The 16,038-nt window shown below is 50.6% G+C and carries 18 protein-coding genes; 5 read left to right on the plus strand and 13 right to left on the minus strand.

Annotated features, from left to right (window positions below; translation table 11 throughout):
• Positions 1–168 precede the first annotated feature (168 nt).
• From ACYQ11_RS01955 to ACYQ11_RS01985, 7 genes are all read right to left on the minus strand, one after another.
• Positions 169–1,161 carry a ParB/RepB/Spo0J family partition protein gene (locus ACYQ11_RS01955; protein ID WP_459922052.1) on the minus strand — a complete coding sequence of 331 codons (993 nt, stop codon included), beginning with the start codon at positions 1,159–1,161 and terminating at the stop codon, positions 169–171.
• 12 nt (positions 1,162–1,173) lie between these two features.
• On the minus strand, positions 1,174–2,061 hold the full coding sequence (locus tag ACYQ11_RS01960) for a phosphoribosylaminoimidazolesuccinocarboxamide synthase (protein ID WP_459922053.1): 888 nt from the start codon (positions 2,059–2,061) through the stop codon (positions 1,174–1,176).
• A 27-nt stretch (positions 2,062–2,088) separates the two neighbouring features.
• A complete protein-coding gene (locus ACYQ11_RS01965; RefSeq protein ID WP_459922054.1) occupies positions 2,089–2,574 on the minus strand; it encodes a metallophosphoesterase family protein in 486 nt (161 codons plus the stop codon).
• A gap of 21 nt (positions 2,575–2,595) precedes the next feature.
• Entirely contained in the window at positions 2,596–2,967 is a 372-nt protein-coding gene (locus ACYQ11_RS01970) for a PilZ domain-containing protein (RefSeq protein ID WP_459922055.1), read from the minus strand.
• Positions 2,958–4,109, minus strand: a complete 1,152-nt coding sequence (locus ACYQ11_RS01975) for a cyclic nucleotide-binding domain-containing protein (RefSeq protein WP_459922056.1) — start codon at positions 4,107–4,109, stop codon at positions 2,958–2,960. The genes ACYQ11_RS01970 and ACYQ11_RS01975 overlap by 10 nt, the downstream gene beginning before the upstream one ends.
• A 9-nt stretch (positions 4,110–4,118) precedes the next feature.
• A complete protein-coding gene (locus ACYQ11_RS01980; protein ID WP_459922057.1) occupies positions 4,119–4,733 on the minus strand; it encodes a GTP-binding protein in 615 nt (204 codons plus the stop codon).
• An 84-nt stretch (positions 4,734–4,817) separates the two neighbouring features.
• Positions 4,818–5,768: a hypothetical protein gene (locus tag ACYQ11_RS01985; protein WP_459922058.1), complete on the minus strand. Its 951-nt coding sequence runs from the start codon at positions 5,766–5,768 to the stop codon at positions 4,818–4,820.
• Between the two features lie 310 nt (positions 5,769–6,078).
• Here ACYQ11_RS01985 and ACYQ11_RS01990 point away from each other — a divergent pair, with 310 nt between their 5' ends.
• The 5 genes from ACYQ11_RS01990 (at position 6,079) to ACYQ11_RS02010 (ending at position 12,119) form a co-directional block, all read left to right on the plus strand.
• Positions 6,079–6,648, plus strand: coding sequence for a hypothetical protein (locus tag ACYQ11_RS01990; protein ID WP_459922059.1), 570 nt, complete (start codon positions 6,079–6,081; stop codon positions 6,646–6,648).
• Positions 6,649–6,729: 81 nt separating this feature from the next.
• On the plus strand, positions 6,730–9,027 hold the full coding sequence (locus tag ACYQ11_RS01995; protein ID WP_459922060.1) for a Tex family protein: 2,298 nt from the start codon (positions 6,730–6,732) through the stop codon (positions 9,025–9,027).
• Positions 9,024–9,497, plus strand: a complete 474-nt coding sequence (dtd, locus tag ACYQ11_RS02000) for a D-aminoacyl-tRNA deacylase (protein ID WP_459922061.1) — start codon at positions 9,024–9,026, stop codon at positions 9,495–9,497. The genes ACYQ11_RS01995 and dtd overlap by 4 nt, the downstream gene beginning before the upstream one ends.
• Positions 9,494–10,912: an aminopeptidase gene (locus ACYQ11_RS02005; protein ID WP_459922062.1), complete on the plus strand. Its 1,419-nt coding sequence runs from the start codon at positions 9,494–9,496 to the stop codon at positions 10,910–10,912. Before dtd ends, ACYQ11_RS02005 begins: the two co-directional genes overlap by 4 nt.
• A gap of 7 nt (positions 10,913–10,919) precedes the next feature.
• Positions 10,920–12,119 (plus strand): D-alanyl-D-alanine carboxypeptidase/D-alanyl-D-alanine-endopeptidase, encoded by a 1,200-nt coding sequence (locus tag ACYQ11_RS02010; protein WP_459922063.1) that lies wholly within the window; start codon positions 10,920–10,922, stop codon positions 12,117–12,119.
• Positions 12,120–12,129: 10 nt separating this feature from the next.
• On the opposite strand, the gene folE2 is transcribed toward ACYQ11_RS02010, so the two are convergent.
• The 6 genes from folE2 to ACYQ11_RS02040 form a co-directional block, all read right to left on the minus strand.
• A complete protein-coding gene (gene folE2 / locus ACYQ11_RS02015) occupies positions 12,130–12,930 on the minus strand; it encodes a GTP cyclohydrolase FolE2 (protein WP_459922064.1) in 801 nt (266 codons plus the stop codon).
• A gap of 59 nt (positions 12,931–12,989) precedes the next feature.
• Positions 12,990–13,721 (minus strand): PP-loop family protein, encoded by a 732-nt coding sequence (locus tag ACYQ11_RS02020; protein WP_459922065.1) that lies wholly within the window; start codon positions 13,719–13,721, stop codon positions 12,990–12,992.
• 13 nt (positions 13,722–13,734) lie between these two features.
• The gene (gene rpoZ / locus ACYQ11_RS02025; protein WP_459922066.1) at positions 13,735–13,944 is read right to left on the minus strand and encodes a DNA-directed RNA polymerase subunit omega; all 210 of its coding nucleotides are present in this window, start codon (positions 13,942–13,944) and stop codon (positions 13,735–13,737) included.
• A gap of 26 nt (positions 13,945–13,970) precedes the next feature.
• A complete protein-coding gene (gene greA / locus ACYQ11_RS02030) occupies positions 13,971–14,438 on the minus strand; it encodes a transcription elongation factor GreA (protein WP_459922067.1) in 468 nt (155 codons plus the stop codon).
• A 133-nt stretch (positions 14,439–14,571) separates the two neighbouring features.
• Positions 14,572–15,336, minus strand: a complete 765-nt coding sequence (gene pssA, locus ACYQ11_RS02035) for a CDP-diacylglycerol--serine O-phosphatidyltransferase (protein ID WP_459922068.1) — start codon at positions 15,334–15,336, stop codon at positions 14,572–14,574.
• Positions 15,329–16,006 carry a phosphatidylserine decarboxylase family protein gene (locus ACYQ11_RS02040; protein ID WP_459922069.1) on the minus strand — a complete coding sequence of 226 codons (678 nt, stop codon included), beginning with the start codon at positions 16,004–16,006 and terminating at the stop codon, positions 15,329–15,331. Before ACYQ11_RS02040 ends, pssA begins: the two co-directional genes overlap by 8 nt.
• Positions 16,007–16,038 lie beyond the last annotated feature (32 nt).

Consider the following 16,038-nt stretch of genomic DNA (forward strand, 5'->3'; position numbering starts at 1 on the left):
ATTGTTCAACATCGAAATGTAACTGATCGGAACACACTCTTCAGAGATTTTATACTCCCAATCCAGGCCAATAACGAATATATCTATATCAATTTATTGATAATAATTTTAATACTATACCCCTATAGCCCATTTCATTAATTTTATCAATTCCAAAAAACAGAACATTTAAAATTCTTGGTGCACGGTTTCCCGGCTTAAAATCGTTGCCATTTCCGGCCGTCCGACGAGTTCATTGATGATAACCCCGTATTTTTTCAAATCATCCAAGGTCTCAAACATGATCCTGAGCTGATATGCCCTGCCCTCCAATGCATCGGGGATCACGAGTTTCATGCCGTCCGGGAGCTTTAATCCGGCCACGAAGGCATCATAGGTTTTCATGATCCGCGTCATTTCAGGATATCGACGTTCGTAAAGGTAATGTCGAATACCGGCAAGCCGGGCGTTCGAATCGTCGACATCCCTGCCGGCCAGACTGTTTTGAAGGGTTTCCGCCAGCACCTCACAAAGCGGCCGTGTTTCACGGGCCGCAATTTCCCGGGTCATCAGAATAAACTCTTTCTGCTTGCTCAGCGACATTTTATACTCCGAAAAAAACGGGAAATACCCCATTTGAGTCGCATCATCGAGGCCGGCAAGCTCTACAGCCACGTCGAGGGAGAGGCGTTCGTGAACCACCAGATCAAACAGTTTATCCACAAGGGCCGTCACGCAAATAAGCTTGATGATATACTTCCTGTTTTCCGGAAGCATCAAGACGGTACACGCTCGCTTGAAAAACTCCTCATTTTTTTGGGGCTCCGGGAAAAATGGCGCCAGCAACCTAACGGCCCGAATCTGCTCGGAGACGCCAAGCTGTCTCTCGCCCGCGTTTTCCAGGATGGCCAACTGGACGCAGGTGAGATCGTCCGCTTCTCGAATCACACGGACAGGGATGCGATCGCCACCCATTTTTTGAAACGCGCCGATGCGCCTGAAACCGGATACAATCCGGAACCCCTTTTCCTTACGGACCAGTAACGGGGGGGTCAGAATGCCAAACGATTGAATCGACCGCTCAAGATGTCTGTCATCACGTTCATCTGATATTCTGTAACAATGATCGGTATCATCAATGTCATTGACATGGATGACGTCAACTTCAATCAGGGTTTTCAAGGAATCGATCTCTTATTTTTCAGGATTAAATAACGTCAGAGCATCGAGATACTTCATACTTGTTTTACGAATGACATCGTCAGGCAGTTTCGGGCCGGGAGGCGTTTTGTCCCAGTCGAGCGTCAGCAGGTAGTCACGAACATACTGTTTGTCGTAACTTTCCTGGGCTCCTCCGGGGCAATAGGACGCCTTGGGCCAGAAACGGGATGAATCAGGCGTCATGACCTCATCGATCAGAATGATCTCGTTGTCAACGATTCCGAATTCAAATTTGGTATCGGCGATAATGATTCCGAATCGCTCCGCGATTTCAACGCCTTTTTTGTAGAGTTTCAGGCTGAGGTCGCGGACTTTCTCAGCGCGCTCACGCCCAAGAATGGTCACGGACTGATCAAAATCGATATTGATATCATGAAGTCCGACCTCTTCTTTGGTCGACGGGGTGAAAATCGGTTCGGGCAGGCGGTCCGATTCCTTAAGGCCTTTGGGCAATTCAATTCCACAGACGGCACCGGATTCCTTGTATGATTTCCATCCGGAACCGGAAATGTAGCCGCGCACCACACATTCAACGGGAAGGGGTTCCGCCTTCCGGACAAGCATGCTTCGGTCCTTAAGCTGCTCCGCATAGGGTTTGCATATCGCCGGATAATCGTTCACATCGCTTGCGACAAGGTGGTTCGGAACAATCGATGCCATATTCCGAAACCAGAAAAGTGAAATCTGGGTGAGGACCTTGCCCTTTTCAGGGATAGGATCAGGCAGCACCACGTCAAATGCTGAAAGTCTGTCTGTTGCAACGATCAGGTAATAGTCCCCCAGATCGTAAATGTCCCTGACCTTACCTCGTTTCAAAAGATTCAGACCGTTAAAATCCGTTTCAAATACCGTGCGGCTCATAGTGCATCCTCATGTAAAAAAAAACTGTCAAATATTGATAATTGTTCCGCTGACACCCGTACTTTCACTGATGGTTAAAACACCAACGGAACGATTGCTCCCAAACGGATAGGAACCCGCAAAGGCTCCCGGATTGAACATCAGGATTCCCGCATTGATATGGTTGGCCACCCGATGGGTATGGCCGTATACAATGACATGGACATCGTTGAAACACCGGATGATACGGTCTTCAAGCCCTCGGGGAGAGCCCCAGCCGTGTATCAGTCCGATGCGATAACCACACAGGTCAATCACTTTCTGTTTCGGCAATGTGCTTGTCACATCATAACGATCCATGTTGCCGGCCACAGCAATCACTTCCTTTCCGGGAAAGGCATCAAGAACACAAAGGCGCGTCAGGTCTCCGGCATGGAGGATCATGGAAACATCCGCAAAAACATCATCTGCCAAACTGCATAGGGCCTCCACCGGGGTTGTAACATGAGTATCTGAAATTACGCCTATTTTCATTTTCAGGAAGAAACCGCCGGGCTACATATGAAATTTTTTGATAAACGAGGTCAGAATACTCTGGCATTCGCTGGTAATACTTTTGAATTTTATGCCCGATTCGATCATGCCGTCTCCCCGTTTCCGGGAATAGATGACACTGCCCTTGATATCGGCCATATCATCTTCAAAGCCGATACTCAGAAGAATGGTGTAATCCGGATTGATGGAAACATGCGTCTCTAACAGTATCCCGCCTTCACTGACATCGATGGTTTTCCCCATCCCCTGTTGAACAACCTTGTCTTTTTCGTCCAAACATACATAAGAAAGGAGATTTCCGGAGTCGAATCTGCGATGTTTTCTATTGTCCATGCTTCCCCGCTTTTCTGATATAGTTCTGTTTAAGCGCATGCCCTGCCGGTTGTTACCGATATGCAGACCGTCGTATAAGCGATGATATTCTTAACGGTCACTGAGAGTTTATCGTATTCATTCATGATTTTTTCCGTATCGAGAATCCCGAGTTTCAGGTCTTCAGACGCGAAGACCGCGGCGAAAGAGGGTTCATGATCAATATTGATAAATGGAATGTGGCCGATGAAATCTCCTTTGCCAAGGGTCATCAGATAAACCATTCCTTTGGGTGTGGTTCGAACAAGATGGGCCTCGCCGTTTAAAATGGTAAACACTTTCTGGACATCGTCCCCCTGACGGATCATGGGTTTGATGTTCAAGGGCAATCCCTGAAACGGACTTTCTCCGTTGAGGATGGCCGCATGGCGGGAAGAAATCCGTCGGAGCCGATTGTCGAGGCTCAGGAGAACCTTTTTGAATTCAGGATCAAGCGATGACACCTCGCTTGAAAGCTGTTGGGTATCAATGACACCCAATTGAACGGCACCCCGGGCAACGGCGGTGGCGCTTCGGGTGTTTTCAGGCTGAAGAAGGGAAATGAGACCGCCGATGAAGGCACCGGGGCCGGCCGATGAGATGAGCGCCTCCCCCTTTTCTGTCTGCTTGATAATATCAACCACGCCCTCCAGAACAACCCACAGCCAGTTCCCGTGACGCCCCTGGGCAACAATCACGGCACCGTCGGCATACTCGTCTTCATCGACGACCGAAGAATATTCGACAAAAGGGCCACGGATCGGGGTATTCAGCCCCGGCGCCGTCTTGACTTCCGGTTCGGCCTGATCGGGCTGTTCGTCACCGATTTTTTCGATACCGCCTTCGTCAAGCACGCGAAGGGCATCAAGAACAATGGCCATCATTCGTTTCTTGATCACCACCGGGCCTGTGACATCATCAAGGCAGAATTCAAAATCGCCGGAAACCCAACCAAAAAGGGAGTACATGGCATCGAGTCCGGATTTGTCATCCGCCCGGGCATCGACAGGATTGCCTGATTGGATATAAATCAGACCGGGCTCCTTGAAATGGGGATGGGTAATGCGCAAAACACCGGTTCGATTATCTGTGCTCAAAAGCTGCAGAAGATCGCCGAGATTGATGAACGTCAGGTTGCCTGCAAGTACCGCTTTGTTTTTCATTCGTATGACTTATTGTGACCATTTCAACTCACGCTGAAGGGATATCAAGGTGAGCTTCAAGCATTCTTGTAGGGTATTCCCAACGCCCGTTCCTTTGATGGCACTGGCCTGAAACGAAGGGACTTTAAGCTGCCTGTTCAAATCTCGCTCCATTTTCTCGACCGACATGATGGGCATGCCCTCGTCGGCCAGATCCCGTTTGTTGTACTGCATAATCAGAGGGACCCGCGTGATGCTGAGACCATAATCCTTAAGGTTCTGCTGGAGGTCTTTCAGGGAGAGCATGTTTTTTTCACGTCGAACCTCGAGGGAGTCTGCAACAAAAACGATGCCGTCAACGCCTTTGAGAACGAGTTTTCTCGTCGATGAATATTTTTGCTGACCGGGAACGGTGAAAATCTGGACACGCACATCGCATCCTTTGATCTTCCCCAATCCAATGGGAAGAAAGTCAAAAAACAACGTGCTGTCACCTTCGGTGTCAACCGAAACCATTTCACCGGTCACCTGTTTTTTGAAAGCCTTGAAAATGTATTCGAGATTCGTGGTTTTACCACATCGCCCCGGACCATAGTAGACGATCTTGCATTCGATTTCCCGTTTTTGGATATTAAATATTGCCATTGATTCGCAATTCCCATATTCCGGATGTGTAGATTGACAGGTATTTCTGCATTATACAGTCAGACCAAAAATAATCAAATAAAATTAAATGCTGTGAATCTTGATATCGAGGCTGTAATCGCCCCGTTTGGGCCCTGACTCGATCAGCGTACAAGCCTCGACAATACCCGAACCATTGAAAATTGCAATGGGTGAAAAAAAATCCATGTCATCGAGTTGAACACCGACCTTGAGGCTCTCGATCAAAAGCTTGTCCTTGCTTGAGACGATGAGACTGAGGATGTTGCCGGCCTGGAAACTCACATCGAGTTCGACATGCTGGCCTTTTTTCGGGCCGTGACCGAACCTGATACCGATGGACGTGATATCGATGATGTCCTCATCATCCTGTTCCATAAAACTGCTGCCCGAGGAGTCCGCCGCCGTATCGGATCCGACGGCGGGCTCGACAGACGAATCCTGCTCATCAAGCCGAATGGCCAGCCCCTCATTGTCGATGAGCCCCTGAAGAAATTGCCCCACCGCCTGGGCACGTTCACCGTTCAGGATGTTTTTCTTCACCCATTGACGATACTGGGCGACGGCATCTTCGATCGAGGCGACCTCGATAATGCATTTCAATGAATTTTTGGCCGCCGGAATGCAGATGGATTCAATGGGAAGCAATTGATTGAATTCCTTGATAGCCCGTTTGTACTGACCGAATTTGGCAAGGGTGATCGCACTTTTGAGGGCTTTGATTGCTTCGGTGTCCTTGTCTCCTTCCGCCGTGAACAGTTTTTTGATCAAGTCCTGCACTTTGGGTGATACTTCAGGGGTACTCGCAGACTTGTCCCATCGGACAATCCCGACATCAAGAGCATTGATTTTTTTTATTATGGCGCTGATCAGACTTTTTCGATTGGGAATCTGTTCATTGTTCTGTATAAGCGAGACCGCTTCAAGATATTTGTCCTTAGATTCCTTGAGAAGACGCTGCGACTTGTAAAGGTCTGCTTCCTTTAACAGCGCCTTGACTTTATCCTTAATACTCATTGACATCCTCGATAAGTTTTGAGACACCCTGATCAAGACGTATTTTGAAGATCATTACCTGACGAGGCAGGTTTTTTAAAAAAACTCCCGTGCAATCTACCAAAACTATGTGTGAAATACAATCCATAGTTTTATATATTACTTACATCAAGGCCGCAAATCACGTCATCCGATTTCCGTCATGATAAAAAACGCCTGAAAATGATCGATGATAATCAAAATGTGAAACGAATTAAGCCTTGAGACCGTTCAATATCTGGAATATTATGGTTTATGCAAATTATGTCAACCACTAAATAAAAAACAGCGTATGACCCTGTCAAAAAGCGTCTTCAGAGTATTGGCCGGTTTTGTGTTCATTCTTTTTTCTATCGTGCGTGTTCCGTTTCCGGCACCCGACATCGTTGCAAACGATTGCAGCGGCATGCTTTATGTCCGTCTTGACATCAAGACCGTCAATGGCCTCGAAACGGAAAACAAACTTCTGATGCAGCCTGCGACCGAGGATTTCAGGATGACGTCATTCAGCACGTTCAACATTCAGGGCCGCAGTGCCCGTGATGCCGATCCGGATGCGCTATCCTCAGCCAAGCATGATGCATTCAAGCATCTGCTCCGGGCCTCCGGAACACGTTCAATCCGCAACCGGAACCTCTCACGGGAGGGCGCGCTTCACGATGAATCCATCCTGAGTTATGAAGGTTACATAAAAACCCCGTATCAGATTTCATATCAGGGCATTGATGCTGAAACCGGTCTTTACGCGGTTGATATGCAACTGTCGTTCGCTCCCTTGGCCTATCCTGAGCGATGGGGGTTTCATTATTTGAAAAAAAAGCTTTATGAGACCATCAAGAACATGGTATCGGTTTTTTTGTAGCAGGTGTTTCCAACGAGCGTCATGCATATGTAATGCGATTCTCCTCATGTTTTTTAACCCCTTGAACGTCATCATCATACCATGAAACCAAATCATATACTGAAGATCGCCGAAGCATTGTCCCTTGGGGACAAACAGGTTTCGGCCGTGGTCGAGCTTCTGATGCAGGATGCCACGGTTCCGTTTATCGCCCGCTACCGCAAGGAAGCCACAGGCAGTCTGGATGAGGTCGCCATCACCGATATTCGTAACCGGCTGATTCAGATGCAGGAACTGGATTCCCGCAAGGAAACCATCCTTCGCTCACTTGAAAAACAGGGTGTGCTCAGCGACGACCTTAAACACAGCATCGATCATGTCCAGACCCTTGCGGAGCTTGAGGATATCTATCTCCCCTACAAACCCAAACGAAGAACCCGGGCCACCATTGCCAGGGAAAAAGGACTTGAGCCCCTTGCCCTGCTGATCATGGCTCAAACCGGCCAGTCTCCGGTCCAGGCAGCGTCTGCGTTCGTGGATGCGGATAAAAACGTGGGAACCGTTGAAGAGGCCCTCGAAGGCGCCCGTGATATTATGGCGGAAATGATCAGTGAAACGCCGGAGGCCCGTTCTAAGCTTCGGCATCTGTTTCTCGAAAAGGGACTGATTTCATCGTCGGTCATTCCGGGCAAGGAAGAGGCGGGGAAAAAATACTCAGACTATTTCAACTGGCAGGAAGCGGTCAAAAGCGCCCCATCCCACCGAATTCTCGCCATGAGACGCGGAGAAAAAGAGGATATCCTGAGCTTCAGCATTGCTCCGCCCGAAGATCAGGCGCTTTCCATCCTCAGACGCCTGTTTGTCAAATCCGGCGGTGAAGATTCCCACGAGGTCGACCTGGCGATCGCCGACAGCTACAAACGGCTTCTTTCCAGATCCATGGAAACCGAAACGCGCCTTTCGCTCAAGGAAAAGGCGGACAGACAGGCCATCGAGGTGTTTACGGAAAATCTGCGTGAGCTGCTCCTCGCCCCGCCCCTGGGTGCTAAACGGGTGATGGGGGTCGACCCGGGATTCCGAACCGGATGCAAACTCGTCTGCCTCGATCGTCAGGGCAAACTGCTGCATCACGACACCATTTACCCGAACATGAACGAAAAAAACGATCGGGAGGCGAGTAAGACGATCCTTAAGCTCTGTGAGACATTCAAGATCGAAGCCATCGCCGTCGGGAACGGAACAGGTGGGCGTGAAACGGAAACCTTTATCAAAAAAATCCCCTTTCCTTCCCCTGTGTCGACGATTCTTGTCAATGAAAGCGGCGCCTCGATTTATTCCGCATCCGATCTGGCCAGGGAGGAATTTCCGGATCTTGATCTGACCCTTCGCGGGGCGGTATCCATCGGACGGCGTCTGATGGACCCCTTGTCCGAGCTGGTGAAAATCGATCCCAAATCCATCGGCGTCGGCCAGTACCAGCATGACGTGGACCAAAACGCCCTGAAGCGCGCCCTTGATGACTGTGTTGTCTATTGCGTCAATGCGGTTGGTGTGGATGTCAACCGGGCCAGTGCCCAGCTTCTGACCTATGTCTCCGGCCTGGGACCGGTTCTGGCCGGCAACATCGTCGCGTACCGGGACGCCCATGGTCCGTTCACCGATCGCAGGCAATTGATCAAGGTCCCCCGATTGGGCCCCAAAGCGTTTGAACAGTGTGCCGGATTTCTGCGGATCCCCGATGGCGCCGTGCCCCTCGATAAAAGTGCCGTTCATCCGGAAAGTTACCCCATCGTCGAGCAAATGGCAGGGGACCTGGGATGCCGTATCGAGGATCTGATAAATGACAAATCCCTGAGAGACAGCATTGATATCAATCGGTATGTTTCTAAAAAAACAGGTATTCCAACCCTTATGGATATCCTCGCCGAACTGGCGAAGCCTGGACGGGATCCCCGGCAGGAATTCAAGGAATTCTCTTTTGCCGCCGGGATCGATAAACTGTCCGATCTGGCTCCGGGGATGACCCTTCCGGGGATCGTCACCAATGTGACGGCATTCGGTGCGTTTGTGGATGTGGGCGTTCATCAGGACGGACTGGTTCATATCAGCGAGCTGTCGGACAACTTTGTCAAGGACCCGGGGACGGTGGTCAAGGTCAGCCAGACTGTCACGGTTCGTGTTCTTGATGTGGATAGTGACCGGAAACGGATCTCCCTGTCCATGCGTCGGCCTCCCGAAGGAGGTAAAAAGACCGCCCAACGGGCTTTGGACCGGCGGACAACCGGGCCTGAAAAAAAACAGGCGCCGGGTGGTGGGAAAAAGAAAGGGCCGGCCGGGCCGGCCCCGTTCAACAACCCGTTTGGCAAACTGATGGGTGCCGGAAAGGATTCCAAACGATGAAGGCCCTGATTCAGCGGGTCAGTGAAAGTTCGGTCCACGTTGACGGACGGCTCGTCAGCCGAATCGGAAAAGGGCTTCTGGTCTTTCTCGGGATAGCCCGGGAGGATACATTCGCCGAAGCCGATTATCTGGCCCGAAAAATTCCTGAATTGAGAATTTTTGAGGATGACGCCGGGAAAATGAATCGATCCGCCATGGAGATCGGCGGTGAAATCCTGGTGGTGTCCCAGTTTACTCTGATGGGCGATTGCCGAAAAGGCCGCCGCCCTTCCTTTGCTCGGGCGGCAACGCCGGATGCGGCCCGGGAGCTTTATCTGTATTTTATCGATTGCCTGAACAGGCAGGGCATCCGGACAGGCGCCGGAGAGTTTCAGGCCATGATGGACGTCAGTCTGATCAACGACGGCCCGGTCACGCTGATCATTGACAGCGATGACAAGGGCCTGACAAAAAACCCGGTGAGGGAATGATGAACACATTGACCAAGAAAGAAATCGATCATATCCGATCGAACGTGACAAAAAATAAGGTTCTGGTCTGGGACAGACTCAATCAGAAGGGAAAAAAGCAGGCGCTTCTTTTTTCAGAGAGGTACAAGGCCTTTCTCGATGCCTGTAAGACCGAACGTGAAGCCGTTCACTACATGGTCGATCAGGCCGAACAAAACGGCTTTGTCGATCTGGATACGGGGACCTCACCCGATGGGCGTTATTATAAGGTATACCGTAACAAGATGATCGCCCTTTCCGTATGCGGTCAGACGCCGTTTGAAGACGGGTTTCGCCTGATCGGCTCTCACATTGATTCACCACGCCTGGATCTCAAACAAAACCCGTTGTATGAAGATGTTGATCTGGCCATGATGAAAACGCATTATTACGGCGGGATACGAAAATATCACTGGCTGGCCCGCCCCCTTGCCCTCCACGGGTCGGTGATTGTCAAAAACGGTTCGCGAATCGATCTGGTCATTGGCGAAGCCGCCTCGGATCCGGTTTTTACAATTTCCGATCTGCTGCCCCATCTCGCCAAATCGCAGGCTGACAAAAAACTGTCCGATGCCTTTGACGGGGAAAAACTCAACATCCTGGTGGGAAGCCTGCCCATCGGCGATGAAAAAACCCGGGAGCGTTTCAAGCTGGCCGTGCTCAAAATCCTGTCGGACCGATACGGCATGACCGAGGATGATTTTATCAGCGCAGAAATTGAACTGGTTCCGGCGGGCCCGGCCCGGGATGTGGGACTGGACCAGAGTCTGATCGGCGCATACGGTCAGGATGACCGCGTGTGCGCCTTCACATCGTTTCAGGCGATTCTTGAAACACAATCCCCCCGCCATACGGCAATAGGGTTCTTTTTTGATAAGGAAGAAATCGGCAGCGAAGGAAACACCGGCGCCAAATCACGTTTCTTCGAGGATTTTGTCTCTGATCTGATGGAAAAGCACGACGGCCGGGCAACCGAGCGCACCCTGCGCAAAGCCCTGATCCGTTCGCAGATGCTGTCCGCCGATGTCAACGCCGCTCTGGAACCCGATTATCAGGACGTGCATGACAAAAAAAATGCTGCGCGCCTGGGGTATGGGGTCTGCGTGACCAAGTTTACCGGAACCGGCGGAAAATCAGGATCCAGTGACGCCAGTGCTGAATACATGGGCCAAATCCGCCGGCTGTTCGATGCCAACGACATTGTCTGGCAAACCGGTGAGCTGGGTAAGGTCGATCAGGGAGGCGGCGGCACCATCGCCAAATTCCTTGCAGCTTACGGCATGGACATCGTCGATTGCGGCCCGGCGCTTCTTTCCATGCATTCGCCCTTTGAAATTTCGAGTAAATCCGATGTCTACATGACATTCAAGGCGTATCGGGCCTTCTATGGTGATTAATCGCAAGATGACCAAGATCCTGATGTGTGTGGCGTGTTTATTCCTGAAGACGGTTTCGTCCGATGCGGGGTTCGCCCGGCTGGACGCCTTGATCGGTCCGGACGATGCCGTCCTGGTGATGGCAGGCAGCCGGTGCCTCTATGAAAAAAACGCCGACAGAATGCTGATTCCCGCGTCGACACTCAAAGTGCTGACCGCCCTTTCGGCCTTTGACTGTCTGGGAGAAGGCTTCAGGTATCACACGGATTTTTTTCTCGATGATCAGAACAATCTCACCATCAAAGGCTATGGCGACCCCCTTCTGATTTCAGAGGTTATTGCCCGGTGCAGTGCGGCTCTGGTTCCGATTTTGAAAAAGAAAACCGGCGCTCTGCGCAATATTCTGTATGATGATTCATTCTTCACAAGCCTGATGGTGCCCGGTGCCGTGCCCCATTCATCCGAACCCTATGATTCTCCCAACGGTGCCCTTTGCGCCAATTTCAATACGGTGAATTTCCTGCGCACACCCGAAGGCCGTCTGATCAGCGCGGAACCGCAAACCCCTCTTTTGCCCTTCCTGACCGATGTCATTGAAGCATCCGGATTGGATGAGGGACGCATACGGCTGACCCGGCATGACAGTCGCTTATACGCGGCCCATCTTTTCAGGTTTTTTCTCGAAAAAAACGGCATGCCCGTAACGGGAGATATCCTGACGGCACCGTCCCCATCCGCTGAAAAGGATGCAATTTACACGTTTCATTCTCCATTTTCATTGAATGATATTGTCTCGCAGCTTCTTGAGTATTCAAATAATTTCATCGCCAATCAACTGGTGCTGACCATGGGAGCCCGGGTACAGGGCGCCCCGGGCACACTCGAAAAAGGTGTGGGTGTGCTCAATCGATACCTCTTATCACAGGGGCTTTCCGATCGCGTGGTTGTCATCGAGGGGTCGGGTCTCTCCCGTGACAACAGGATTTCGGCCCGGGACATGGATCGCCTGCTCAACGCCTTTGCATCACATTATTTTCTGATGAAGAAAAAAGATTCGGTTTATTACAAGACGGGCACGCTCACCGGCATATCCACACGGGTCGGTTATGTGACGGGTCCTATGGGTATCGAACAACGATTTGTCGTTTTCTGCAATACGCCGGGCTCGTCTTCGGAAAGAATCCTTCAACAGCTGATCCGCATACTGAATGACCACGCTCACGAATAGCTGAAAACGATTATGATTTGACGGGAACGGTGTTTGGCATGTCACCGCTGGTAATGGAGGCGTAGGCGCTGTGATTGTGGATGGATTCGAAGTTTTCCGCACTGACGGAAAACCAGATGATATTGTCATCGGCGTTCAGTTCCTGGGCGATGTCCCGAACCACGTCTTCGACAAATTTAGGATTGTTGTACGCCTTCTCCGTCACGTATTTTTCATCGACCCGTTTCAGGACCGAGTACAATTCGCATGACGCGGCCCGTTCCACCAGATTGATCATGTCTTCGATCCAGATAAACCGTTTGAACCGCGTCATCAGACGGACCTCGCCCCTCTGATTGTGTGCACCGGCGCAACTGATCTCCTTGGAACAGGGGCACAGGGACGTGATGGGCACCACGACTTCGGAAATCAAATCAAGATTCCCGTTACGATCATGCGTTCCGATGAAATTGCAGGTGTAATCGACCAGCCCGGGCGACTGACTGACCGGCGCTTTTTTTTCGATAAAATACGGAAAACTCATTTCAACATGGGATGAGGCCGCGTCGAGGATGGTTTTCATCTCCTCCAGAATCACACCGAAGGTTTTCAGGGAAACCTCGAACTGAAAGGTGTGAAGCAACTCCACAAAACGGCTCATGTGGGTACCTTTGGAGTGATGGGGCAGATCGACATACATATTGATCGTGGCCACGGTGTGCTGAAACCCCTTTTCCCGATCCAGAACCCTGATGGGATATTTGAGGTTCTTGATTCCGACCTGATCAATGGGGATATTTCGAAAGTCTTTCTGCTTCTGAATATCAATCATGTATCAGCCATCCATTGTGTTTTTCCGTATCCAGTTCGTAAAAAAGCAAAGATTTCTATTTATGTCAACAAATAGTCTTCCCTGACCCGTGACATGGACCGGAATATGTTTCCTTTGATATTTGGATTACTTCTGTACACGTGATGTAACAGTTCCTTGATCTCGCGACGCTTGGACCGAGACGCCGACGGGCAGGCATTGACAAACGAAGGAAAGTTCTGTTGCCGTGCAAAGGCCTGCACATCGGATTCATCGACCAGAGCCAGCGGGCGGATAACCGTAAACCGCCCATCGAACATGGCCTGGCAGGGGGTCATGGTGCTGATTTGACCTGAATAAAACATATTGATGAAAAGGGTTTCAATGATATCGTCCCGGGTGTGCCCCAGGGCAATTTTTGTACACCCAAGTTCTTCAGCGATTTCAAACAGACGTTTCCGTCGATTCCGTGAGCAGAGAAAACAGGGGTTGACCTGGTTGGACGGCTCATGGGCACGGGGACCATGGTCGGTGATTTCATACTGCAACAGGTGGCCGCGCACTGTGCAATAATGCGCCAGCTGCTCGGCATAGCCGGGCTCAAATCCGGGGTCGATATAAACCGGATAAAGCTCGTAGGCCACGGGGATGCGTTTCCGGCGTTCATCCAGGGCGGAAAGAAGGGTCAGGCTGTCTTTCCCGCCGGAAAGGCCCACCAGAATCCGATCCCCATGGTCGATCATTCGATACTGATGGATAGCCTTTCCGACACGACGGTTGATCAAGGCATATGTTTTACTGATTGTTGCCAAACGGGTTCAGACATCAATCATCGGAGTCCGTGTCGGACAGATTGATGTACACCTTGCCGGCCGCTATTTCGCGCAATGCGGTGACGATATCCTCATTGTCTGATTTTTTAACAAGAAACTCAGCGCCTTCGCGGATCTGACGAACCCGTTTTGCAGCCATGTGAACGAGCATGAAACGATTGGGAATCTTGTCAAGGCAATCTTCAATAGTTACGCGAGCCACTTTATGACCTCCATGGAAGGATAAAATTAAATAATTTCGATAAGTTCATAGGACCGTTTGCCGCCGGGCGCCTGGAGAACGATCTCATCCCCGGGCACCTTTCCCAAAATGGCGCGGCCCAGGGGGGACGAAACGGATATTTTCCCTTTTTCGATGTCCGACTCATCATCACCCACCAACTGGTATCTGACCTCATCTCCGGTGTCGATATTCTCCAGAATAAAGGTGCTGGCGAAAACGACCTTGTCTTTGGGCAGATTGGACGGGTCAATGATTTCCGCATTGCCCAGTTTGTATTCAAGCTCGTTGATCCGCCCTTCGATAAAAGCCTGTCGTTCTTTGGCAGCATCAAATTCGGCGTTTTCCGACAAATCACCGTGGGCCCTCGCGATTTCGATGGCCTTGATATTTTCGGGGCGTTCAACGGATTTGAGCTTTTCCAGATCTTTTTTTAATGCCTGGTAACCTTCTTTTGTGATGGGTACTCTGTTCAACGTCATCTCCTGATTTGACGGATAAAAAAACAAAACCTCTTTCAGGCGCGTAAGCGGAACCGGCGCCACCGGCGCCGTGTTCAGCTATGACCCGAAAGGGGTTATGAAATATATAACAAATGAATGAATAAATCTATAGTTTATGTGAGTTAACTTTTTTTTCGTGCTTTGTCCGAATCATGCCCACCACAAACGCCATCGGCCCTGAAATCACATAAATCAAACCGATGGAAAAAAGAAAGAACTGAGGCTTCAGGGCGATAACGACAAAAGCAAGGATGAGCCCCACCAGCACATTGAATTTCATTTTCTTGAAAAGCTCCGCCTTCTTGAAACTTTCGTACTTGATGGTGCTGACCATAAGAAATGAAAGGCAGTAGACACCCACAAGAAAAAAAACCGGCATCTCTTCGGCAGGAATCGCATATCGACTGCAGAAAAGGACGGTGGTGCTGTTCATGGCGGCCGCCGCCGGTATGGGAAGGCCCAGAAAATGAGAGCTCGGCGTTTCTTCGGCCATGGTATTGAATCGGGCCAGCCTCAAAGCGCCGCAGGTTGTAAACAGAAAGGCGGCAAGCCAACCCACGCGTCCCATGGGTTTGAGCACCCACATATACATCAGAAGCGACGGGGCAAGACCAAAGGATACCAGATCCGACAGCGAATCGTATTCAATGCCGAACTGACTGGTCGTATGGGTGGCCCGGGCGATCTTGCCGTCAAGGGAGTCAAAAATCACCGCGACAAGCACGGCAATGGCGGCATATTCAAACCGTGCGTCGATGGCGGATACGATGGCAAAGAATCCGCAAAAGAGATTCAACGAGGTAAACGTGTTCGGAAGAATGTAAATTCCACGTTTGATCTTGTCACGACGCGACATAGGGGTTTCATCCATGGTTGACATACCCGAGTGTTGATGTCCCGGCCTGAACCTTGTCGCCCAGGCGAACAGCGACCGTTGTATCCGGGGGAAGATACACGTCAAGTCGCGAACCGAAACAGATCAGCCCGAAGCGCACACCGCGGCGGACCGTGTCTCCGGGTTGGACGCCGCAGATAATCCGCCGTGCGATCAAGCCTGCGATCTGAACCGTAGCATAGGTCATGCCGGACTCGGTTTTGATGATCAGCGCGTTTCGTTCATTGTCCGATGACGCCTTGTCAAGGCTGGCGTTCAGGAATTTCCCGGGAAAATAACGGATTTCAGAAATCGTACCTGAAAAGGGGATTCGGTTCACGTGGACATTGAACACCGACATGAAAATACTGATCTTCTTGCAGGGAGCCTTGGTAAACGGATTGTCTTTCAGGTCCTCGATGAGAACGATGCGTCCGTCAGCCGGAGAAGAGACGGCCCCTTCCCTGTCCTGAATGACCCGGTCCGGGTCTCTGAAAAAAAAGCAGATAAAGAGGGTCAGAACAAGGCAGACAAAGGCAAGAAAGGTCAGGCCGATCAATGCCAGGATAAACGTTGTAAGGGCTGCGACGATAATATAGGGGAACCCGGCTCCGGCAATTGGAAAAGCCGTCAGCCCGGGCTTTTCGGGCCAGGAAAAATTAGTCATGATTGAACCTTGTTATCAGAAATTATCATAAA

Source organism: Desulfatiferula olefinivorans (genome assembly GCF_054657895.1).

What these genes read in the sequence shown, in the direction of transcription:
- ACYQ11_RS01960 (WP_459922053.1), bottom strand. Translation starts at nt 2,061, where the DNA reads ATGAGCCGCACGGTATTTGAAACGGATTTTAACGGTCTGAATCTTTTG.
- ACYQ11_RS01965 (WP_459922054.1), bottom strand. Translation starts at nt 2,574, where the DNA reads ATGAAAATAGGCGTAATTTCAGATACTCATGTTACAACCCCGGTGGAG.
- ACYQ11_RS01970 (WP_459922055.1), bottom strand. Translation starts at nt 2,967, where the DNA reads ATGCGCTTAAACAGAACTATATCAGAAAAGCGGGGAAGCATGGACAAT.
- ACYQ11_RS01975 (WP_459922056.1), bottom strand. Translation starts at nt 4,109, where the DNA reads ATGAAAAACAAAGCGGTACTTGCAGGCAACCTGACGTTCATCAATCTC.
- ACYQ11_RS01980 (WP_459922057.1), bottom strand. Translation starts at nt 4,733, where the DNA reads ATGGCAATATTTAATATCCAAAAACGGGAAATCGAATGCAAGATCGTC.
- ACYQ11_RS01985 (WP_459922058.1), bottom strand. Translation starts at nt 5,768, where the DNA reads ATGAGTATTAAGGATAAAGTCAAGGCGCTGTTAAAGGAAGCAGACCTT.
- ACYQ11_RS01990 (WP_459922059.1), top strand. Translation starts at nt 6,079, where the DNA reads ATGACCCTGTCAAAAAGCGTCTTCAGAGTATTGGCCGGTTTTGTGTTC.
- ACYQ11_RS01995 (WP_459922060.1), top strand. Translation starts at nt 6,730, where the DNA reads ATGAAACCAAATCATATACTGAAGATCGCCGAAGCATTGTCCCTTGGG.
- dtd (WP_459922061.1), top strand. Translation starts at nt 9,024, where the DNA reads ATGAAGGCCCTGATTCAGCGGGTCAGTGAAAGTTCGGTCCACGTTGAC.
- ACYQ11_RS02005 (WP_459922062.1), top strand. Translation starts at nt 9,494, where the DNA reads ATGATGAACACATTGACCAAGAAAGAAATCGATCATATCCGATCGAAC.
- ACYQ11_RS02010 (WP_459922063.1), top strand. Translation starts at nt 10,920, where the DNA reads ATGACCAAGATCCTGATGTGTGTGGCGTGTTTATTCCTGAAGACGGTT.
- folE2 (WP_459922064.1), bottom strand. Translation starts at nt 12,930, where the DNA reads ATGATTGATATTCAGAAGCAGAAAGACTTTCGAAATATCCCCATTGAT.
- pssA (WP_459922068.1), bottom strand. Translation starts at nt 15,336, where the DNA reads ATGGATGAAACCCCTATGTCGCGTCGTGACAAGATCAAACGTGGAATT.
- ACYQ11_RS02040 (WP_459922069.1), bottom strand. Translation starts at nt 16,006, where the DNA reads ATGACTAATTTTTCCTGGCCCGAAAAGCCCGGGCTGACGGCTTTTCCA.